The organism is Variovorax nivicola (assembly GCF_051216475.1).
Taxonomy (GTDB): Bacteria; Pseudomonadota; Gammaproteobacteria; order Burkholderiales; family Burkholderiaceae_C; genus Variovorax.
The window spans coordinates 145995-167033 of the sequence record NZ_JBPJZK010000004.1 but is presented as its reverse complement, the minus strand read 5'-3'; the positions used below and the strand labels follow the sequence as shown (position 1 = coordinate 167033).

Here is a 21039-nt window from a genome sequence, read left to right as displayed (position 1 = left end):
GTCACCCACGAGCTTTCCGGAGAACCCTGTCATGCGCCGCATTCTTTTCATCGTGCTCACGCTGCTGAGCACGCTCCTGCCGGGCCTGGCCCACGCCTGGTGGCAAGCCGAGTGGTCTTACCGCAAGCCAGTCACCGTCGACGGTGGTCCGCAGGCCGGCGCCATTGGCAGCGATGCCGGCCGCATGCCGGTGCTGGTGCGCCTGCACACGGGCAACTTCAAATTCGAGGGCGTGAGCGAGACCGGTGCCGACCTGCGCTTCGTAGCAGCCGACGACAAGACCGTGCTGAACCACCAGATCGAGCAGTTCGATCCGCTGCTGGGCATGGCGCTGATCTGGGTCGATGTGCCCAACGTTTCGGCCGGCACGCCGCAGAAGCTGTGGATGTACTACGGCAACCCGAAGGCCCCGGCCTCGGGCAATGGCCAGCGCAGCTTTGACCCCGACTACACGTTGGTCTACCACTTCGCCGAAGGCGCCGTGCCGCCGCGCGACACCACGGCCTACGGCAACAACGGCCAGACCTCGGCCGTGCCCGTCGAAGGCACCGTCATCGGCAAGGGCGCGCAGCTGGGCAGCGGCGCGCTGATGCTGCCGGCCACGCCATCGCTCGCCGTTCAGGCCGGCGGCACGCTCACCTTCTCCGCATGGGTCCGGCCCGACCAGCTCGGCGCACGCCAGGCGATCTACACGCGCCGCGACGGCGCCGGCGAGCTCGTGGTCGGTATCGACCAGGGTGTGCCCTTCGTGCAGGTCAACGGCCAGCGCAGCGCGCCGGGCCAACCGATCCAGGCCGGCCAGTGGTCGCACATCGCGGTGAAGGCCGAAGGCGAGAAAGTGACGCTCTTCGTCGGTGGCCGTTCAACCGTGTCGCTGGCGGCGAAGCTGCCGGCGCTGAACACGGCCGCCGCGCTCGGCGCTGATGCACCGGCCACCGCGCCCACCGCGCCCATCGCACCAGTCACACAAGGCGCCCAGCCCGCCGCCCTCTTCGCTGCATTCACCGGCGCCATCGACGAAGTGCGCCTGTCGAAGGTCGCTCGCGCCGACGCGCTGCTGCTGGCCGACGCCATCTCGCAAGGCGCCGAGTCGCGTCTCACCGCCTTCGGCGCCGACGAGCAGCAGGCCGGCAAGAGCCACTTCGGCTTCATCCTCGCCGCCATGCCGCTGGACGCATGGGTCGTCGTCGGCCTGCTGGGCCTGATGATGGTGCTGTCGTGGGCCATCATGATCGGCAAGGGCCGCAGCTACGGCGCCACCTCGCGCGCCAACGCCGCCTTCATCGAGCACTTTCGCGAAGCCGCCGGCGCGCCGCTCGACCGTCTGGCCGTGAGCAACACCGTGCCCGAGGATGTGCGTGCCGATTCGTCGCTGTGGCGCCTGTACGAAGTGGCCATCGACGAGATGCGCCGCCGCCATGACCGCGGCTACGACCTGAGCGCTGTGTCGAGCGCCACCATTGGCGCCATCCGTGCCGCCATGGACGGCGTGATGGTGCGCGAGACCGAGCGCATGTCCAAGCGCATGAACTGGCTCTCCACCACCATCGAAGGCGCGCCCTACGTCGGCCTGTTCGGCACCGTGATCGGCATCATGCTGGTGTTCGTGGTGGCGGCGATGGCCGGCGCGGTGGACATCAACTCGGTGGCGCCCGGCATGGCCGCCGCGCTGCTGTGTACCGCCGCGGGCCTGGGCGTCGCGATTCCCGCGCTGTTCGGCTACAACTGGCTCGCCTCGCGCTCCGACGCCATCGGCGCCGACATGGCCGTGTTCGTGGACGAGTTCGTCACGCGCCTGGCGGAAGAGCAGGGCGAAGGCCGCTCCATGCCGCAAGCCGTCGCCAAGCGCGCCTGAGGCCGGTAGCACGCCATGGCAAACACCGCAGCCAAGTTCGGCACCCGCAAGCGCGCGGGCGGCATCAACATCACCCCCTTCGTCGACGTGCTGCTGGTGGTGCTGGTGATCTTCATCCTCACCAGCAACGCCAGCATTCCCGGCATCAAGGTCGACCTGCCCAAGGCCAGCGCCTCGGTGGCGCTGGAAAAGCCCAAGACCAAGGCCATCACCATCGACAACGCGGGCAACGTGTTCCTCGATGCCTATCCGGTCACGCTGCCCGAGCTCGAAGAGCGCCTGCGCACCGAGAAGGCCCTGTCGCCCGACTTTCCCGTGATCGTGCGCGGCGATGCCAGCGTGCAGTACGCGAAGGTGATCGACGTGCTCGACCTGCTGCGCCGCATCGAGCTGAACCAGATCGGCCTCGTGACCGGCAAGCAGAAGTGAGGAACGCAGCGTGAACCCTCGCAACCCGACTTCTGCCGTCACCGCGCGCCGCGCGGGCGGGCAGGCTGGGCTGTGGCGCCGCTGGGGCGGGTGGGTCATCGGCCTGGCGCTTGCCGTCGCGCTGGTGGCGCTGGTGTGGCATCTGCTGAGCGACACCGCGAGCACGAAGCGCGTGGTGGCCGATGCACCGATGCTGATGCTGCCGCCCCCACCGCCGCCTCCGCCACCGCCCGAGCCCGAGAAGCTGCCCGAGCCCGAGCCGGAAAAGATCAAACCGGTGACCGAGCCAGAGCCCAAGCCGGTCGAGCCCCTGGAGCCGCCGAAGGACGACACCCCGCCCAGCCCCTCGAAGGACCTGGGCGACCCGGTGACCATGGACAGCGCTGGCCAGGCCGGCAACGACGCCTTCGGCATCCAGGCTGGCAGCGGCGGCGGCATGAGCGGCACGGGCGCCGGGGGCGGCCTTGGCAGCGGCTCGTATGCGCGCTACGTGTCGAGCCTGCTGCAGCAGGCGCTGTCGCGCGACCCGCGCACCCGCCAGCTGGTGTTCGACGACATCCAGATCGACCTGTGGCTCGGCGCCGACGGCAAGACCACGCGGGCGCAGCTGGTGCGCGGCACCGGCACCCCGGACATCGACGAAGCGGTGCTCGCGCTGTTGCGCGGCCTGGACCGCGTCGACGAGAAGCCGCCGGCCTCGCTGCGCTTTCCGATGCGCGTGTCCATGAGGGGGCGCCGGCCATGAGTACCGAGCACCGCCGCGCCGGGGCCACCGCCACACCGACCGTCCCATTCAATCCTGCGAACCAAGTTGCGAACAAAGCGATGAACCACCTTCAACACATCCCGATCCTGCGCAAATGCGCGCTTGCGGCGGCCGTGGCCTCCGTGTTCGTCCTGTCGGCCGGCCATGCCGCCGCACAGACAGCCGCTGCGCCCACCGAGACCGCCATGGTCAAGCTGATCCGCGGCCTGATCCAGAGCGGCACGCTCGCCAAGGACGTGGGCGAGGCCCTGCTGGCCCAGGCCCAGACCGAGGCCATCGCCGCGCAGCAGGCGCAGCAGCGCATGACGGCCGCGGCCACCGCCGCATCGGCCAATGTGGCCGGCGGCGTGCGGTTGGAGCCGGGCGACGTGCGCGTGCCCTACATCTCGCAGACCGTGCGCGACCAGATCCGCGACGAGGTCAAGGCCCAGGTCATGGCGCAGGCCAAGGACGAAGGCTGGGCCGCGCCCAACGAAACGCCCGAGTGGAGCAAACGCATCCGCGTGGAAGGCGACGTGCGCGTGCGCAACGAGTCGCGCAGCTACGCGGGCAACAACAGCAACATCGAGATCAATTGGGCTGAGCTCAACAAGAGCACGGGCTACGACGTCAACCCGAACACCAACCTCGCGCTGCCGTCGATCCTGAACACCCGCCAGGACCGCCGCAACCTGTTCCGCGCCCGCGCGCGGCTCGGCATCTATGCCGACCTCACCGAGAACACCAAGGCCGGCGTGCGCCTGGCCTCGGGCAGCGACGAGAGCCCGGTCTCGACCACCCAGACCCTGGGCGGCGGCCTGAGCAAGAAGAGCGTGTGGCTCGACCAGATGTGGATCTCGCACAAGCCGGTCGACTGGCTCACCGTGACCGCGGGCCGCTTCGGCAACCCGTTCATGTCGACCGACCTGCTGTATTCCAGCGACCTGAACTTCGACGGCATCGCCGCGCAGTTCGAGAAGAAACTGGCCTCGAACAAGGACCTCTCGCTGTTCGGCACGCTGGGGCTGATTCCGCTGGAGTACAGCTCGGACAACTCGCCCAGCCGCAGCCAGGACAAGATGAAGAGCGAGAACAAGTGGCTGCTGGGCGCGCAGTTCGGCGCCGACTGGAAGATCGACGAAGACAACCGCGTGCGCGGCGCGCTCGCGTACTACAACTTCCGCAACATCAGCGGCCAGGTCTCGCAGCCCTGCGCGCTGTATGCGGGCGCCGACGGCTGCAGCACCGACTGGTCGCGCCCGGCCTTCATGCAGAAGGGCAACACGCTCATGCTGCTGCGCGACATCACGCTCGATCCGCTCAACCCGGCCGGCACGCCGCAGCCGCAGTACGTGGGCCTGGCCTCGAAGTTCCGGCTGATCGACCTGAACCTGCGCTGGGACACCGCGGTGGCGGGCAACAACCTGCGCCTGGACGCCAACTTCGTGAAGAACACCGCCTACGACTCCAGGGACATCTGGAACCGCGCGGGCATCCGCGGCGCCATCGTCAACAACTTCGGCGCCACCGGCGGCACCACCCAGGCCGACTTCAAGAGCGGCGGCAATGCCTACATGCTGCAGGCCACCTACGGCAAGCCGGCGCCGGCCAACCGCGGCGACTGGAACGTGCTGGCCGGCTACAAGCGCATCGAGCCCGACTCGATGCCCGACGGCTACAACGACTCGACCTTCCATGGCGGCGGCACCAATGCGCGCGGCTACTTCCTGGGCGGCTCGTACGCGATCGACAAGAACATGTGGTTCACCGGCCGCTGGATTTCGACCAAGGAGGTCTACGGGCCGCCGCTGTCGATCGACACGCTGCAGCTCGAATTCAATGCGCGTTTCTGACAACAACAAGAAGAAGGAGCCTGCCGTGTCCAGAAAAATCTTCCCGGCGCTGCTGCTGGCCACGCTGGCCACGCTGGTCACAGCGAGCCACGCCCAGCAGCAGCCACCGGGCGGTCAGAGCATGGAGGAGCGGCTTCGCGCGCAGCTGCGCATCACCACGTCGCAGCTGCAGCAGGCGCAGAACGAACTGGCCGCGCTGAAGGCGGGGCAGCCTCCCGCCGCGTCCGCACCCGCGGCCGGCGCCGCGCCGGCCAGGCCCGAGCTCGATGCGCTGAAGAAAGAGCTGGCGCAAAGCCAGGCACAGCTCGCGGCCGAACGGCAGGCGCGTGAAGCGGCCAGCGCCGGCAGCCAGCAACTGCGCCAGCAGGCGCAGGCAACGTCCGAGAAGGCCACGGCGCAGATCGCGCAGTACCGCAGCGCCTACGACGAACTGCTGAAGATGACGCGCGCCTCCGAGGCCGAGCGGCAGCGCCTGGCTACCGAGGCCGCGACGCATCGCACCGCGATCACGCAGTGCGAGGCCAAGAACGCGCAGCTCTACGCGGTGGGGCAGGAGATCCTGCGGGCCTACGAGACGGTGGACGTGGGCACCGTGCTCGCGTCGCGCCAGCCCTTCGCGGCGCAGAGCCGCGTCAAGTTCGAGCAGATCGCGCAGCAGTACGGCGACAAGCTGTACGAGAGCAAGTTCGACGTGCGCGCCGTGGGTGCGCCGGCGCCTGCCGCAGCTGCTGCATCCGCACCCGCGCCCGCATCGGGAGACAAGCAATGAAGCATCTCAAGTCATCGTCCGCCGCGCTCGTGCTGCTGGCCTCGTCGATCGGCATGGCTGGCGCGCAGACGCCTCCGTCCGCGTCTGCTTCAGGCGGCGCCGTCGTGGCCCGCCTCGGCGAAATCACCGTGGGGCAGGACGAGGTGGAGAAGCTGCTGCAAGCACTGCCCGACAACGAACGCGCCGCCGTCAAGACCGACCGCGCAACGCTCGACGGCTGGCTGCGCCAGCGCCTGCTGAGCGAAGCTGTGTTGCGCGACGCGCGTGCCAAAGGCTGGGCCGACCGGCCCGAGGTCAAGGCGAAGATCGACGCCGCCACGCGGGAGATCACCGCGCGCATCGTGAGCACCAGCTATCTCGAATCGATGAGTCAGGTGCCCGCGGACTTTCCATCCGACGCGGACATCAAAGTGGCCTACGAGCAGGGAAAAGCCAATTTCAACCTGCCGGCCGCCTACCGCGTCGCGCAGATCTTCCTGGCGACCCCCGACCGCGATGCGGCCGCCGTCGCCAAGGTGCGCGAAGAGGCAGGCCGGCTCGCCCGGCAGGCCCGCACTGGCGACTTCGCGGCCATCGCGCGCGCCAGCTCGCAGGACAAGCGCAGCGCCGAGCGCGGCGGCGAGGTCGACACGCTGCCGCTCGCGCGCATGCTGCCCGAGCTGCGCGACACCGTCGCCCGGCTCAAGCCCGGGCAGGTCAGCGACCCGGTGCAGGCCGAGGCCGGCTTCCACGTCGTGAAGGTGCTCGAGGTGCAGCCCGGGCGCACCGCCACCCTCGAAGAGATGAAGCCCAGGCTGCAGGCCGCGTTGCGCCAGCAGCGGCAGCAGCAGCTCGTGCAGGCCTACCTCGCGAAGGCCGCACCGGCCACGAACCTGAGCATCGACGCCGCGGCGCTCGACGCGGCGGTCAAGAAAACCAATTGAACACAACATCCATCCACAGGGGCCATCCATGAGCAGCAACACACCGACGAACAACGAAGCCACCGCCACCGACCTGCTGGACGCCGTCACGCCCGAGCAGGTGTCGGACGCCATCAAGGCCGCTGGCGGCGCCGTCACCACCATCGAGCAGGACGGCGTGGTGCGCCTGCACAGCGCGAGCCACGGCATCGGCTTCCAGGTGCTGTGGGGCAACCCCGTCACCACCACCCAGTACACCGACTTCACCCTGAGCTGCCCGCTGCACGTGCAGGGCGGCACCCTGCCCGAGGCCGTGCTTGCCGCATGGCACCGCACCAAGCGTTTTGCGCGCGTGGCGCAGCACGGCGACTTCGTGGTGCTCGAGATGGACGTGGTGGTCGCCGGCGGCGTGAGCCCGGCGTACCTTGCGTTCGCGGTGCGGCTGTGGATGCAGATGATGGGCGAGTTCTTCCTGCACCTGCGCAACTACGGCCCGGCCGGAGCGACGCGCGGCGATGCCGCGAATGCCGCCGGTGCCGCGCCGAACAGCGATTCCGTGGCCGCCTGAACATGCCCGGCACGCAGCGAAGCGCGATGCCAGCAAACACGAGCACCGCGCGGATTCCGCCGGCCGATCTCCACGACCCGCCGACGAGCCGCGCCATCCGCACGACAGCGCGCCAGGCGCAACGCGCGCGCCGTGCCGAAACCGTGCGCCAGCGCCAGCGCGCGGCCCTGCTGACGCTGCTGGCGCGGACCATGGCCGAGCTGCACATCTCGATGGCGGAACTCAATGAAGCGCGCCGTGCGCTGGCGCGCGTGGAGCCATCGCAGGAGGAGGAGCCCGATGGCTCCTGAGCCGGGGAGGCGTCACACCTCGTCGCACGCACGTAATCCGCCGCGGAATCAAATCACGCGACCCAACAACCCCGAAGACTCCCCATGACTTCCAGCCATGTGACCCACGTTCTGTTCATCTGCAACAGCAACGCCGCGCGCAGCCTGATCGCCGAAGTGCTGCTCAACCAACTGGGCGGCGGACGCTTTCACGCCTACTCCGCGGGCAGCACGCCGACACCCGACGGAAAGCCCGATCCACGCACGCTCGAAGCCCTCGCGGGCGCGGGCTTTCCCATCGACGGCCTGCGCAGCAAGAGCTGGAGCGAGTTCGGCCTGCCGGGCGCTCCCCAGATGGACCTGGTCGTCACGCTGTGCGACGAGGCCGCGGGCGAAACGTGTCCGGTGTGGCCGGGCCGGCCCGCGACTTCGCACTGGTCGCATCCCGATCCGCGCGCAGAAGAAGCGGCCAGGGATCCGGAGGCTTTCGTCCACACGATGCTCGCCATCCGCCGGCACGTCGACCTGCTGGTCGCACTGCCGGACGAACGCATCGATCGCCTCGTGCTCGGGGCCGAGGCGGCGCGCATCGGCGAGGGGCAGGCTGCGTGACACGTGCACACCGCCGCTGGGGCCGCCTTCGCCTTGCGCTCGGCTGGCTCGGCCTGGGCCTCGCGGGCGCCGCCGCCCCATTGGCGGCACCGGCGCAGGCGCAGCGGCAGCAGCAGGTGCCACCGCACTGGATCGGCTACGCGAACCTCGCGAGCAGCCAGTTCCAGACGTCGCTGAGCGACCCCGCCAGCGAAACCGTGCGGCGCCTGCACGCATGGATGCAGGAGCGCATGCTCGACGACGGCCGCGCCGCGGCAACGGCACCACCCGCGCCGGTGGTGGTGCGCGTGTGGGTGGCCGCCGACGGCAAGGTCGAGCGCGTGGCCTTCGATTCGCTGGGCAACGCACAGGCCGACCGCGATCTGCGCACGCTGCTCACCGCGCAGCCGCTGGCCGAACCGCCGCCGCGCGACATGCGCCAGCCGATGGTGCTTCAGCTCACGTTGAGCTTCACTGCCACCCGCACCTGAATGCGTTCGCGCTTCCTCTCTACTTATTCTTCTTATTCAAGATAGTAGTAGTAGATAAGGGTAAACCCCTGCTGTGGAAACTGCGCTTTTTTCCATGGCTGACAACGACTTGCGCTGCCTGCTTCACTGTGCGCACCTCTGCTTTCGCGGCTGCCTCGAAAAGGAACAACTCGAGAGACATCGGGCCGGCTGTGGACAACCGGCCCCTTGTGCCAAAACTTTCCCCAGAGTTTTCCCGCGCGTCTCCGCTCAGCGTCTGCGCGCAGTGAAGACACCGGTGCAGGTCGTCCTTCGCCTACGCCGGGTCGCCCGATGTGACGACGCGGCGGCGCCGTCGATCTTTCAACCATGGGTCTTCGCTCAGCCGCCAGAGCAATCAATGAAAGCAGAGGCAAGGCTGAACCCTGCAGACCCGGCCCGTCGCACAGACGGGCAACGAAAGGACCCCGACATGGCATTCAATAACACAACTGCCGACACCCTGAACACAGGCCCCATCCTCGCCAACGACGAGGTCGTGGACGTGCTGAACGACCTGCTCGAAAACTCGCGCGACGGCGAATACGGTTTCCGCGCCTGCGCCGAAGAAGTGAAGGACCCCGCGGCGAAACAGCTGTTTGCCAGCCGCGCCGAGCAATGCAAGAAGGCCGGTGCCGAACTGATCGCCCTGGTCACCACCTACGGCGGCACACCGGCCTCCGGCGGCACCACCAGCGGCGCATTGCACCGCGGCTGGGTGCACGTGAAGGGATCGCTGGGCGCGAACAGCGAGCTCTCGATCCTGGAGTCGTGCGAGCGCGGCGAAGACGCGGCGGTTGCACGCTACCGCAAGGCTATGAAGCAGAACCTGCCGGCCGACGTGCGCGGCGTGATCGCAATGCAGGCCGAGGGCGCGCAGAGCAACCACGACCAGATCCGCGACCTGCGCAATGCCGCGCGTGCGCGTGACTGATCTGCGCTGATCGAGCGCTTCACGAAAAGGCCGGGACCTCCCGGCCTTTTTCTTTTTCGAGTGCGCCTTCGCCCGGATAGCGCACGCACTGCAGCGCCTCGAAACCCTTCTGCGTGACGGCAAGCACCTGCACCACGCGCAGGCCGGGCATCTTCGCGATGTCCGCGGCCGAGGGCACCAGCGCGAGCACCAGTCCGGCGGCGCGCAGTTTCAGGACTTCATCGATGTCCTTGCGCGAGGACATCACCATGGGTAGCCGCGTGGCGGCAATCTGCCTGAGCATGAGCATGTCTGTGAGCATTTTTTGTCTCCTTGTTCATCGGCGACAAAGGTCGTAAGAGCGTTCGGAATAAGGCCTCCCGCCAGGCGGGAAGGATGCGAAAGATACCGGGCCGCACACGCCCGCAACGTAGGACCGCATCCCGCGACAGGGGTCGCAATGCGCTCCGGGAATTCCCGGATGCCCAGAGCCTCGCAGCGATGGGATAGTTAGTTCGCCCTTCAAACTAACTAATTTCTTACACGGCTGATGCCCGCGGGGCGCACCAACATTGGAGAGACATCGATGCAACTGAAACACACCCTGGCCGCCATGGCCTTCGGTCTTACGGCCGTGGGCGCGATGGCGCAGACCGTGGTCGGCGTGAGCTGGTCGAACTTCCAGGAAGAACGCTGGAAGACCGACGAGGCCGCCATCAAGGCCCAACTGGAAAAACTCGGCGCCAAGTACATCAGTGCCGATGCGGGCGGCTCGCCCGAGAAGCAGCTCGGTGACATCGAGGGCCTGATGTCCAAGGGCGCCAAGGCGCTCATCGTGCTGGCGATGGACAAGGACGCGATCCTGCCCGCCGTCACCAAGGCCACGCGCCAGAAGGTGCCCGTGGTGGCATACGACCGTCTGATCGAGGCGCCCGGCGTCTTCTACATCACCTTCGACAACGTCGAGGTCGGCCGCATGGAGGCGCGCGAGGTCTTCAAGGTCAAGCCCAAGGGCAACTACGTGATCATCAAGGGCTCGCCGAGCGACCCGAACGCCGACTTCCTGCGTGCGGGCCAGCAGGAAGTGCTGGACGCCGCCATCAAGAAGGGCGACATCAAGATCGTCGGCGACGAATACACCGAAGGCTGGAAGCCCGAGGTCGCGCAGAAGAACATGGAGCAGATCCTCACCAAGGCCGGCAACAAGGTCGACGCGGTGGTCGCTGCCAACGACGGCACGGCCGGCGGCGCGGTGGCCGCGCTCTCGGCCAAGGGCATCCGCGGCATTCCGGTGTCGGGCCAGGACGCCGACTTCGCGGCGCTCAACCGCATCGCGCTGGGCACGCAGACCGCCACCGTCTGGAAGGACTCGCGCGAACTCGGCCGCGAAGCCGCCACCGCCGCCGTGGCGCTGGCCGCCGGCAAGCCGGTCGACAAGGCCGCGCCGTGGGCCGGCGGCGCCAAGAAGATCTCGCTGTCCTCGCGCCTGCTGACGCCGGTGCCGATCACGCGCGACAACCTCGACGTGGTCGTCAAGGCCGGCTGGATCAAGAAGGACGAGCTCTGCAAGGGCGCCTCGGGTGCGAGCGCGCCCGCCGCCTGCAAGTAAGCCGTAGCAACGGACGCGCTGGTCGCGCGTCCATCCGCGCAACGCTGCCGCCTCCGGCCGGCCCATCACGGGCCCGGCCAGGGCAGGTTGCGCACCTGTAGTCCCTAGGGGGTTTCAAAAATGAGCAATCCAACACCGGGCTGGTGGCGCCGCACGGGCATCGACCTGCGGCTGATATTGATGTGCGTGCTGCTGGCCGTGATGGCCGTGGTGTTCAGCGTCATGTCGGGCGGCGTGTTTCTCTCGCCCGAAAATCTCTACAACGTCGCGCAGCAGACGGCCGTGGTCGGCATCGTGTCGACCGTGATGGTGCTGGTCATCGTGGCGCGCCACATCGACCTGTCTGTCGGCTCGGTGATGGGCTTCGTCGGCGTGCTGATCGCGTACCTGCAATACACCTCGGGCTGGTCGTGGCCCACGGCCTGCCTCGCGGGGCTCGCGGTGGCGCTGCTGGTGTCCATCTACCAGGGCTGGCTCACGGCGGTGCTCGGTGTACCGTCGTTCGTGGTCACGCTGGGCGGCCTCATGTCGTTTCGCGGCGCGGCCTTTCTTGTGGCCGACGGCAAGACGCAGCCGGTGAACGACGAATTCTTCCAGCGCCTGGGCGGCGGCTACGACGGCGGCATCGGCGTCACCGCGAGCTGGGTGCTTGCGGCCATCGTCGCGCTGGTGCTGTTCGGGCGCATGCTGCAGAAGCGCCGCGCGCGCCAGCGCTACGACATGCCGACAGAGGCGCTGTGGCTCGACGTGCTGATCACCGCAGTGCCGGTGGCTGTGGTGGTCGCCTTCGCATGGGTCATGAACAACTACCAGATCTCGTCGAAGAGCGAGCCGCAGGGCATTCCGATTCCGGTGCTGATCTGGGCGGCGGTGGCCATCGTGCTGTCGTTCATCGTGCACCGCACGCGCTTCGGGCGCTATGTGTTCGCGATGGGCGGCAACCCTGACGCGGCGGCGCTGGTGGGCATTCCGGTCAAGCGCGTCACGCTGATGCTGTTCGCGCTGCTGGCGGTGCTGGTCACCATTGCGGCCATCGTGTCGATCGCGCGGCTCAACGCGGGCACCAACTCGCTGGGCACGGGCATGGAGCTGTACGTGATTGCGGCGGCCGTCATCGGCGGCACGGCGCTGGCGGGCGGCAGCGGCTCGATCTTCGGTTCGGTGCTGGGCGCGCTCATCATGCAGTCGCTCGACAGCGGCATGCTGCTGCTCGACGTGCCCATCGGCAAGCGCATGGTCATCATCGGGCAGGTGCTGATCGTGGCCGTGGTGTTCGACGTGCTGTATCGCCGCAAGTTTGGAGAGAACTGAAATGGCCGACATCGACACCTCCAAACCCCTCGTCGAACTGCGCGAAATCCGCAAGGCCTTCGGCGGCGTAAAAGCGGTGGACGGCGTGAGCGTCAACCTCTACCCCGGCGAAGTCGTCGCGCTGCTGGGCCACAACGGCGCGGGCAAGTCCACGCTGATGAAGATGCTCGCGGGCGCCTACCCCATCGACTCGGGCGACACGCTGATTGCGGGCGAGAAGGTCCACATCCGCACGCCCGCCGAAGCACAGGGCCAGGGCATCGAGACCATCTACCAGACCCTTGCGCTGGCCGACAACCTCGACTCGGTGTCCAACCTCTTTCTCGGCCGCGAGAAGATGACCCCGTGGCGCACGCTCGACGATCACTTCATGGAAGTGCAGGCGCGCAAGGTGTTCCATCGCTTGAACAAGAACTTCACCAACATCCGCGTGCCGGTGCGCCGTCTCTCGGGCGGGCAGCGGCAGGTGGTGGCCATCTCGCGGGCGCTGTACTTCAACGCGCGCATCCTCATCATGGACGAACCCTGCGCGGCGCTCGGCCCCGAAGAAACCGCGATGGTCGGCGGCCTCGTGAAGCAGCTCAAGGCAGACGGCGTGGGCATCTTCCTCATCACCCACGACATGCCCGATGTGTTCTCGCTGAGCGACCGCCTCGCGGTGATGAAGAACGGCAAGCTCGTCGGTACCTACCGCACCGCCGACGTGACCGAAGACGAAGTGCTCGGGATGATCATTGCCGGCAAGCGGCCAGAGGGCAAGGAGCAGGCCCATCACGCCGACACCGCCGCGCTTGCCTGATGTTGTCGTGAAGACGATAGGCGACCAGCAACTGCTCAAGCGCATGAACCGCAGCGTGCTGCTGCGGCTACTGCGCGCGCAGCCCGGCCTGTCACGCGCGCGGCTGGCCAGCGAGAGCGGCCTCACCAAGTCGACCGTGAGCCTGCTGGTGCGCGAGCTGATCGACGAAGGCTGGCTCAGCGAGGCCGGCACCACCGTGGCCGACGGGCTCGGGCGGCCTTCGACGCCGCTGCAGATCAACGTGGGCGTGCGCGCGCTGATGGGCGTGGAGATTGCGGTGGAGACTGTGCGCCTCGTGTGCGTCTCGCTGCAGGGCGAGGTGCTGCATTCGAACACCCACGCACTCACCGACGGCTCGCCGGGCGGCGTGTGCGCGCAGGTCGCGCGCATGGCCGCCGCCGCGCATGCGCAACTGGAGCAACTGGGCCTGCGCCTGTCGAGCATCGGCGTGTGCGTGCCCGGCGCGGTGGACGACTGCACCGGCGTGGTCCGCTTCGCGCCCAACCTCGGCTGGCGCAACGTGAGCCTGCTGCCCGCGCTTGAAAAAGCCTTTGCCGCCATCGGCCTGCCCGGTGTGACCGTGCAACTGCAGAACGACGCCGATGCCGCCGCGCTCGGCGAGTACGAATTTGCGGCGGGCGAGGGCGAAGACCCGCTGGTCTTCGTCAACTGCGACGTCGGCGTGGGCGCCGGCGTGGTGCTGAACGACCGGCTCTTCACCGGCGCGCAGGGCATGGCCGGCGAGATCGGCCACACGATTCTCGAACTCGACGGGCCCTTGTGCTCATGCGGCCGACGCGGCTGCGCCGAAGCCTTCTTCGGCTCGCGCGTGCTGGAGCGCAAGGGGGTTGACTTGCCGCGCGCCGCCGCCTTCTTCGGCGTGCTGCTGCAGAACCTGTGGGTCACATTCAATCCGCGCGCGATCGTGCTCGGCGGCAAGGCGTGTGCCGAGCATCGCGGCTTTGCGCAGGCGGCGTTCGAAAGCATGAAGCGCCACGCCGACGATGCCGGCATGCCCGCGCCCGACCTGCGCACCGCGCGCTATGGCGCGCTGGCGCCGGCGGTGGGCGCCGCCGCGCTGGCGCTGCACGAATACCTGCGGCCGCTGCAGCCCGATGCGAAGGCGCGCCGCGCGCGTGCGTTGGCCCGCGCCGCGGCCTGATCAGTCCGCGGCGTCTTCCTTCCAGCCGCGCAGCCGGCGATAGAGCGTGCCGCGCGACACGTGCAGCTGCCGCGCCGCCTGCGACACATTGCCGCCGTGCGCCACTAGCGTTTCTTCGATCAGCTTGCGGCTGTGCTCGCGCAGCGTTGTCTCGGCATGGGGCTCGGGCTCGCAGGCTTCGGCAGCAGGCATCTGCGCATCCTGTTCGATGGCCAGCGGCGCTGCTTCGCCCGGCATCGCCACCGCATGCCGGAAGTCCGCGCCGTCCGCGCCCTTCAGCCGCGCCTGCACCCACACGCCCAGCCCGCTCGCCAGCCGCAGCGGCTGTGCCGCCTCGCGCCGCCCCAGCCGCAGCAGGCTCGCAAGGTCATGCCCCAGCAGGCATTCGACATCGCGCTCGTCCGCCGCCTCTGGCAGCCGGCCCAGCAGCCGCGCGCCCGCGTTGTTGAGCCATGCGATCGTGCCGTCGGGCGCGATGCCGGCCAGCGCCTCGAGCGGCGTGCCCAGCAGCGTCGGGCTGGCCTGGAAGCGCAGGATCAGGTGGTCGCGCGACTGCGCCTGCAGCAGCCGGTTCTCGATGGTCGTGGCATACAGCGCCACCATCGACGCTGCATCGAAGCCGAAGCGCCGCGCCTCCGCAGTGAGGTCGAGCACGCCGGCCAGTTGCCCCGTCACGTCGCGTATCGGCGCTGCCGCGCACTGCATCTGGCACAGCACGTCGAAGTAGTGTTCCGCGCCATTGACCGTGCACGCCTGCCCGGTGCTCGCCACGATGCCCGGTGCGGTGGTGCCGACGATGCGCTCGGAGATGTTCACGCCCACGCGCGCGGTCTTGCGCAGCACCGGCTGGTGCGCGGCGGCGGGCTGCTGCGTGACGTGCACCAGCACGCCCTCGCTGTCGGTGAGGATCACGCGGCAGTCGGTGCCCGCGAGCGCGTGCTCCATCTGCACCAGCTCCTGCCGCGCCACGTCGAGCAGTTCGCGGTTGCGCGCGAGCGTGGCGTGCAGGCGGCTGGGCGTGACCGCGTCGAAGGGCACGATGCGCTGGCGGTCGGTGTGCGTGCGGCTGCAGCGCATCCACGACTGGATCACCGCCTCGCCGACGAGGCCCGAGGGGCGCACGCCTTCCTCGAAGAACTGCTGCCGCGCGAGCGCCACGCGCTGCGCGGGCGTGCTGGCAAAGAGCTGGCGCGGCGCATCCGCCGTGCCGATTCTTCTTTCGTCGAGGGCCATGGGTTCGTTGCCTCCCTGCGTGGGGTCGGGGGTCGGGACCAGCGTCGAATGTGTTCCGCAATGGAACAGCACCGGACTGGGGAAATCCCGAAGATGAATGCGAAGCCCGCGCGGACCATCCTTGAGCCACAAAGGAGACCTGCGATGAAAAAAACACACTCCGGGCTGCTCGTGCTCGCCGGCGCTTTGCTGTGCCTGGGCACAAACACGGCGGCTACGGCCCAGAACGCACAGGACCGCGCGGCAGCCGCCACCAAACGCGTGGACGGCAGCTTCATCCGCGCCAACGCGGCACAGAAGAAAACACCCGACTGGCCCAGCGTCGGCCTCGACTATTCGGAGTCGCGCTTCAGCCAGCTCGACCAGGTGAACGCCGGCAACGTCAAGCAGTTGGGGCTGGTCTGGTCGTACAACCTCGAGTCGACGCGCGGCGTGGAGGCCACGCCGCTGGTGGTGGACGGCATCATGTACGTCACCGCCTCCTGGAGCGTGGTGCACGCCATCGACACGCGTACCGGGCAGAAGCTGTGGACCTTCGATCCGCAGGTCGATAAGTCCAAAGGCTTCAAGGGCTGCTGCGACGTGGTGAACCGAGGCGTTGCGATCTACGAAGGCAAGGTCTACGTGGCAGCGTACGACGGCCGCCTGATCGCGCTCGACGCCGCCACCGGCCAGAAGGTGTGGGAGAAGAACACCATCGAGGGCCAGAAGGGCAGCTACACCATCACCGGCGCGCCGCGCGTGTTCAAGGGCAAGGTCATCATCGGCAACGGTGGCGCCGAATACGGCGTGCGCGGCTTCGTCACCGCGTACGACGCGAAGACCGGCGACCAGAAGTGGCGCTGGTTCGTGGTGCCGGGCGACCCGAGCAAGCCCTTCGAGGACGAATCGATGGCGCGCGCCGCCAAGACCTGGGACCCCAGCGGCAAGTACTGGGAGGCCGGCGGCGGCGGCACCGCATGGGACAGCTTCGCCTTCGACCCCGATCTCAACCTGATGTACGTGGGCACCGGCAACGGCTCGCCCTGGGCTGCCAAGGCACGCAGCCCCAAGGGCGGCGACAACCTCTACCTGGGCTCGGTGGTGGCGCTCAACCCGGACACCGGCAAGTACGTGTGGCACTACCAGGAGACGCCCGGCGACAACTGGGACTACACCTCCACGCAGTCGATGATCCTGGCCAACGTGAAGATCGCAGGCAAGGCACGCAAGGTGCTGCTGCATGCGCCGAAGAACGGCTTCTTCTTCGTCATCGACCGCACCAGCGGCAAGTTCATCTCGGCGAAGAACTTCGTCGAGGTCAACTGGGCCACCGGCTACGACAAGACCGGCCGCCCCATCGAGATCGCCGCCGCGCGGCAGAACGAGAAGCCCGGCGACAGCATTCCCGGCCCCTTCGGCGCGCACAACTGGCACCCGATGTCGTTCAACCCGCAGACCGGCTTTGCCTACCTGCCCGCGCAGCACGTGCCGATCAACCTGATGGACGACAAGGACTGGAAGTTCGACCAGAACGTGCCCGGCCGCCCGCATGCCGCGCTGGGCTGGAACCTCGGCAAGTTCGCCAACGTCGAGCCGCCCACCAGCAAGCCCTTCGGCCGCCTCGTGGCGTGGGACCCCGTCGCGCAGAAGGAAGCGTGGGGCGTCGACTACGCCTCGCCATGGAACGGCGGCACCCTCACCACCGCCGGCAACCTCGTGTTCCAGGGCACGGCCGACGGCCGTCTGCTGGCCTACAACGCGAAGACCGGCGAGAAACTGTGGGAAACGCCCACCGGCACCGGCGTGGTGGCGGCACCCTCGACCTACATGGTGGACGGCAAGCAGTACGTGTCGGTCGCGGTGGGCTGGGGCGGCGTGTATGGCCTGGCGCAGCGCGCCACCGAGCGGCAGGGCCCGGGCACGGTCTACACCTTCGCGGTGGGCGGCACGGCCAAGATGCCGGACTTCGTTCAGTACCGCATGGACAAGCTGGTGCAAGGCGTGAAGTACGACCCCGCCAAGGTCCAGGCCGGCACCATGCTCTACGTGAGCAACTGCGTGTTCTGCCACGGCGTGCCGGGCGTGGACCGCGGCGGCAACATCCCCAACCTCGGCTACATGGACCCGGCCTACATCACGAACCTGGACAAGTTCATCCTCAAGGGCCCGGCCATGGCGCGCGGCATGCCCGACTTCACGGGCAAGCTCTCGGGGGACGACATCGAGAGCATCAAGGCCTTCATCCAGGGGACGGCTGACGCGATCCGGCCGAAATAGGAAGGCCGCTCTTCCTGGCTGCTACCGGCCGCCGTACCAGTACTGGGTGCTGGCGGCCCAGGTCGAATTCGGGTAGTTCGCGTGCAGGGTCTGAAGGCCCTTGCGCGACCAGTCGCCCACCGTCTTGTCCTGGCAGCTGTAGCGCGCCATCTTCACCGCGACCGACAGCGCCTGCGGCACCAGCGGATCGGCGCGGTTGCGCTGCATCAGCGCCAGGCTTTCCTGCGTGAAGTAGATCGAGTCCTGCGGAATGGCGCGCAGCTTTGCGACCAGTGCGTCCTGTTGCGCGCGCTCGTCCTGCGGCAGGAACTCGGGCATCTCGAAATCGGCAGCAGCGGCGGCCTGCGGGCCGGAAGTCATCACGCCGAGCGGGCGACACCACTTGCTGTAGCTGCCGGTGGCCATACTGCGGTCGTATACCGGCTCGATCCCTGGCTTGAGCGGCGTGGGCCGGATGCCTTCGGCGCCGGGCCAGTGCGGCGGCAGCAAGACCTCGGTGGTGCTCGCCATGCGCTCCAGCAGCAGGCGGCGCCAGGCGGCGGTGTCGGTGTCCGCCAGCTTCACCGAGCGGCGGATACCGGCGATCGGGTCCGGCCCCTTGGGTCCTGCAGCCGCCGGCGACGCCGAGGCGATGCGCATCTCCGCTGCGCGGCGGGCCATGGCGTAGTCCTCGGCCAGCACCGCGCGGGTCCACGCGGTTTCGAGCAGGCTGTCGCGCAGCGCGGGCGACAGGGCGGGGTCGGCGGCCAGGCGCAGCCACATCGGCAGCGGCGCGCGCGTGTTCAGGAAGCGCGTCGCGTCGTCGTCGAAGGTGCTGGCCAGCGGCACCGCATTGGGCTTGGCTTCCATCGCCTCGGGGTCGCGGCGAGCGACCACGAGGCGGATCGCGAGGCGGCGCCACTCTTCTTCCGAAGCGGCCGTCGGCAGCAGCAACGCCTTCACGAGGTTCTGCCCCGAGAGGCTGTGCGCGATCAGCGGCGAGTCGCCCGCATCGGCCACGAGCTCGCGCACCTCCTTGTAGCGGCCCTGTGCGAACAGGCGCTGGGCGCGCAGCTGGGTGGCGGCGAAGCGGGCGGGGTTGTCTTCGGGCACGGCGGCCAGCGCGGCCTGCAGCTCGGCCTCGCGCTTGTCGTCGGCCGTGGCGGCTACCGGCACCAGGCTCGCGGCGGCCATCAGCCATGCGAGTTCATGGGTGCGCTGGTAGCGGCTCCAGCTCAGGGTCTCGCGCCACTTGCCGTTCGGCTCGGCGCTGCTGCCCGGGGCGTCGAAGCCGCGCACGGTGCTGAGCCATTGCACGAGGTCGGAGGTCTGCGCCGGGCCGACATACGAGCAGTCGTAGAAGAACCCGCAGGCGCGGAACTCGTGGTTCAGCAGCAGCAGCTTCGCGGCGGCTGCGTCGGGCGGGCCCATGGTCTTCAGGCTGTCCGCCAGGCGCTGCATGCGCGTGGCGGGCAGCAGGTAGCGGATGCGCAGCGCCTCGGCCAGCCGGTGGACCGAGGGATGCAGCGCCCGCAGGCGCGGGTTCTTCAGCATCGGCAGGGCGATGGCATCGACCTGCTTCGTGAGCTCGGCCTGCCGCTTGAGGGCCTCGGGGCTTTCCTTGTCGCTCTTGCTGTCGGAGGGGGCATCGCCCGGGTTCTGACGCGCCAGCACGCGCAGCCGCATGTAGGCCGCAAGGTCGCGCCAGGGGCTGGCCTTGTCGGCCGCGATGGCGGTGAATGCGGTGTCGGCCGCGTCGAGATCGCCGGCATAGAAGCGCTGCGCGGCCAGCTGGTAGGCGTGGTCGGCCTGCAGCCAGGCGGGCGCGTTTTGCGGCAGCTCGGGGACGGTGCCGGGCTCCCTGTTGCAGGTGTCGAACACGGCGTCCTGCGTCTTCAGCCAGTGCAGCACGTAGGGGGCGGCAGCCTTGTCGCTGGTGGTTCGCGTCATGCGCTGCGCCAGCGTCTTCGTGGCGCTGCGGAAGGCATCGCCGTAGAAGCAGTTCGGGTCTGCCTGCAGGGTGCCGGTGTTCCATTTCGGCTGCTGCTGCGATGGCGCCAGCAGGGCGGGCCTGTCGCGGGGCGACTGGGGATCGAGCTTCGCATTGGCATCGTCGCGCGCTTTTCGCCATTCGATCCAGGCATCGTCCGTTTCGGCCATGCCGTTGTCTTCGCGCGGCAGCTTCTCCAGCAGGTCGGTGAAGGCCCGCACGGCGTCGGGCGAGAACGCCTGGCCGTGCAGGCGCCAGTACCAGAGCACCTGGTAGGGCACGAGATAGCTGGTGTAGTAGCCCGCGGGCCGCTCGACGAACTCGCGCACCGGCTGGTCGGGCCGGGTGGTGGCGAAGAACAGGTCCTCGGGGTCGCCGCCGCCGCTGGCATGAGCCGCGAGAGTGCTGCCGAGCAGCGCGGCCATTGCAAGCAGCCTGACGCCGGCGCGCATCGCGTTTGCTGTTGAAAGAATCATTTATGCGAATCCCTGTTGCCGAGTTGTTCGAAGTCTTCGTTCTTCCATGCGCCCGCGTGGAACACATAGCGCCGCTTCACGCTGCCGAGCACGGGCCATGCCTCGCCGAGCATCAGCCCCGCCGCATCGCGGCAGGCAGCCACCGTGGCCGCGCCCGTCGCGTCGAGCCGCTGGCGGATGCGCGCGGCTTCCGCTCCCATGCGGAAGTACATCGGCACGATCTCGTCGAGCAGGCCGGCAGGCAGCCACGGGTCGCTTATGCACCACGAGGCCAGCGCCGTGGCCGAGAGCCGCACGCCGCCGGCGCGCACCGGCTGCAGCCGCCGCAGCAGCGCGACATACGCCTCGCGCTGGCTGCGGCGCGCCTCGAAGTCGAGCTGCACCCAGCCCGAGCGGTTGCCCTGCTTCGCGGCATGTTCGATGGCTGCGGCGATGGCCTCCTGCTGCGCGTCGTTGACGGGCGAGGGTGCGAGGTTGTCCAGCGTGACGTGGACCACCGGCACCACGGTGGTGGCGCCTGGCGCGATGCGCAGCGGCCACTGACGCCAGCTCGTGCGGCTGCGCTCGCCGCTCAGCTGCACCGTGGCATGCAGGTAGGCCACGCCGGTGCCTTCAGGCAGTGCGGAGAAAAGCTGGGGCCGGTCCCACACCCACAGCAGCGTTTGCGGTTGGGCCGCACCCTCCTGCGTCAGCAGGGCCAGGAAGACGGAAAAGGCCGCGCCGCGAAAACGCATGGGGAGGACAGGAGGTTGGAAGAAAAATCCCGGCCAGCATAACGAAAAAGCCGCCTGGCCCGGGAGGGCGCAGGCGGCCTTGCG

General features: G+C 68.7%; 20 protein-coding genes. 16 read left to right on the top strand and 4 right to left on the bottom strand.

Features of this window, described 5'->3' with window-relative positions:
- The first annotated feature begins 31 nt into the window (after positions 1 to 31).
- The 11 genes from ACSFBF_RS17480 to ACSFBF_RS17430 all read left to right on the top strand — a co-directional run bounded on the left by ACSFBF_RS17480 (position 32) and on the right by ACSFBF_RS17430 (position 9424).
- Positions 32 to 1855 (top strand): DUF2341 domain-containing protein, encoded by a 1824-nt coding sequence (locus tag ACSFBF_RS17480; protein ID WP_435469094.1) that lies wholly within the window; start codon positions 32 to 34, stop codon positions 1853 to 1855.
- A 15-nt stretch (positions 1856 to 1870) separates the two neighbouring features.
- Positions 1871 to 2284, top strand: coding sequence for an ExbD/TolR family protein (locus tag ACSFBF_RS17475; protein WP_206173739.1), 414 nt, complete (start codon positions 1871 to 1873; stop codon positions 2282 to 2284).
- A 10-nt stretch (positions 2285 to 2294) separates the two neighbouring features.
- On the top strand, positions 2295 to 3029 hold the full coding sequence (locus ACSFBF_RS17470) for an energy transducer TonB family protein (protein WP_435469092.1): 735 nt from the start codon (positions 2295 to 2297) through the stop codon (positions 3027 to 3029).
- An 80-nt stretch (positions 3030 to 3109) separates the two neighbouring features.
- Positions 3110 to 4882, top strand: a complete 1773-nt coding sequence (locus tag ACSFBF_RS17465; RefSeq protein WP_435469090.1) for a putative porin — start codon at positions 3110 to 3112, stop codon at positions 4880 to 4882.
- Positions 4883 to 4907: 25 nt separating this feature from the next.
- On the top strand, positions 4908 to 5651 hold the full coding sequence (locus ACSFBF_RS17460) for a hypothetical protein (protein ID WP_435469088.1): 744 nt from the start codon (positions 4908 to 4910) through the stop codon (positions 5649 to 5651).
- On the top strand, positions 5648 to 6574 hold the full coding sequence (locus ACSFBF_RS17455) for a peptidylprolyl isomerase (RefSeq protein ID WP_435469086.1): 927 nt from the start codon (positions 5648 to 5650) through the stop codon (positions 6572 to 6574). The genes ACSFBF_RS17460 and ACSFBF_RS17455 overlap by 4 nt, the downstream gene beginning before the upstream one ends.
- Positions 6575 to 6602: 28 nt before the next feature.
- Positions 6603 to 7121, top strand: a complete 519-nt coding sequence (locus ACSFBF_RS17450; RefSeq protein WP_435469084.1) for a YbjN domain-containing protein — start codon at positions 6603 to 6605, stop codon at positions 7119 to 7121.
- Between the two features lie 26 nt (positions 7122 to 7147).
- Positions 7148 to 7411 (top strand): hypothetical protein, encoded by a 264-nt coding sequence (locus tag ACSFBF_RS17445; protein ID WP_435469082.1) that lies wholly within the window; start codon positions 7148 to 7150, stop codon positions 7409 to 7411.
- Between the two features lie 84 nt (positions 7412 to 7495).
- The gene (locus tag ACSFBF_RS17440; protein WP_435469080.1) at positions 7496 to 8002 is read left to right on the top strand and encodes an arsenate reductase ArsC; all 507 of its coding nucleotides are present in this window, start codon (positions 7496 to 7498) and stop codon (positions 8000 to 8002) included.
- A complete protein-coding gene (locus tag ACSFBF_RS17435) occupies positions 7999 to 8472 on the top strand; it encodes a YbaB/EbfC family DNA-binding protein (protein WP_435469078.1) in 474 nt (157 codons plus the stop codon). The genes ACSFBF_RS17440 and ACSFBF_RS17435 overlap by 4 nt, the downstream gene beginning before the upstream one ends.
- 451 nt (positions 8473 to 8923) lie before the next feature.
- Complete coding sequence (locus ACSFBF_RS17430; protein ID WP_435469077.1) at positions 8924 to 9424, top strand: ferritin-like domain-containing protein; 501 nt, start codon at positions 8924 to 8926, stop codon at positions 9422 to 9424.
- Positions 9425 to 9443: 19 nt separating this feature from the next.
- Here ACSFBF_RS17430 and ACSFBF_RS17425 read toward each other — a convergent pair whose 3' ends face one another.
- Positions 9444 to 9725: a hypothetical protein gene (locus ACSFBF_RS17425; RefSeq protein WP_435469076.1), complete on the bottom strand. Its 282-nt coding sequence runs from the start codon at positions 9723 to 9725 to the stop codon at positions 9444 to 9446.
- Between the two features lie 264 nt (positions 9726 to 9989).
- Here ACSFBF_RS17425 and xylF point away from each other — a divergent pair, with 264 nt between their 5' ends.
- The 4 genes from xylF (at position 9990) to ACSFBF_RS17405 (ending at position 14284) form a co-directional block, all read left to right on the top strand.
- On the top strand, positions 9990 to 11012 hold the full coding sequence (gene xylF, locus ACSFBF_RS17420) for a D-xylose ABC transporter substrate-binding protein (RefSeq protein ID WP_435469074.1): 1023 nt from the start codon (positions 9990 to 9992) through the stop codon (positions 11010 to 11012).
- Positions 11013 to 11132: 120 nt separating this feature from the next.
- Entirely contained in the window at positions 11133 to 12323 is a 1191-nt protein-coding gene (locus tag ACSFBF_RS17415) for a sugar ABC transporter permease (protein ID WP_435469072.1), read from the top strand.
- Position 12324: 1 nt separating this feature from the next.
- Positions 12325 to 13122, top strand: a complete 798-nt coding sequence (locus ACSFBF_RS17410; protein WP_435469070.1) for an ATP-binding cassette domain-containing protein — start codon at positions 12325 to 12327, stop codon at positions 13120 to 13122.
- A 7-nt stretch (positions 13123 to 13129) separates the two neighbouring features.
- A complete protein-coding gene (locus ACSFBF_RS17405) occupies positions 13130 to 14284 on the top strand; it encodes an ROK family transcriptional regulator (RefSeq protein ID WP_435469068.1) in 1155 nt (384 codons plus the stop codon).
- Here ACSFBF_RS17405 and ACSFBF_RS17400 read toward each other — a convergent pair whose 3' ends face one another.
- Complete coding sequence (locus ACSFBF_RS17400; protein ID WP_435469066.1) at positions 14285 to 15517, bottom strand: helix-turn-helix domain-containing protein; 1233 nt, start codon at positions 15515 to 15517, stop codon at positions 14285 to 14287.
- Between the two features lie 144 nt (positions 15518 to 15661).
- On the opposite strand from ACSFBF_RS17400, the gene ACSFBF_RS17395 reads away from it, so the two are divergent.
- Positions 15662 to 17776, top strand: coding sequence for a PQQ-dependent dehydrogenase, methanol/ethanol family (locus ACSFBF_RS17395; protein ID WP_435469064.1), 2115 nt, complete (start codon positions 15662 to 15664; stop codon positions 17774 to 17776).
- Positions 17777 to 17797: 21 nt separating this feature from the next.
- Here the strand turns inward: ACSFBF_RS17395 and ACSFBF_RS17390 are convergent, their stop codons facing one another.
- Positions 17798 to 20221, bottom strand: coding sequence for a hypothetical protein (locus tag ACSFBF_RS17390; RefSeq protein WP_435469062.1), 2424 nt, complete (start codon positions 20219 to 20221; stop codon positions 17798 to 17800).
- Entirely contained in the window at positions 20218 to 20955 is a 738-nt protein-coding gene (locus ACSFBF_RS17385) for a hypothetical protein (RefSeq protein ID WP_435469060.1), read from the bottom strand. Before ACSFBF_RS17385 ends, ACSFBF_RS17390 begins: the two co-directional genes overlap by 4 nt.
- Between the last annotated feature and the right edge of the window lie 84 nt (positions 20956 to 21039).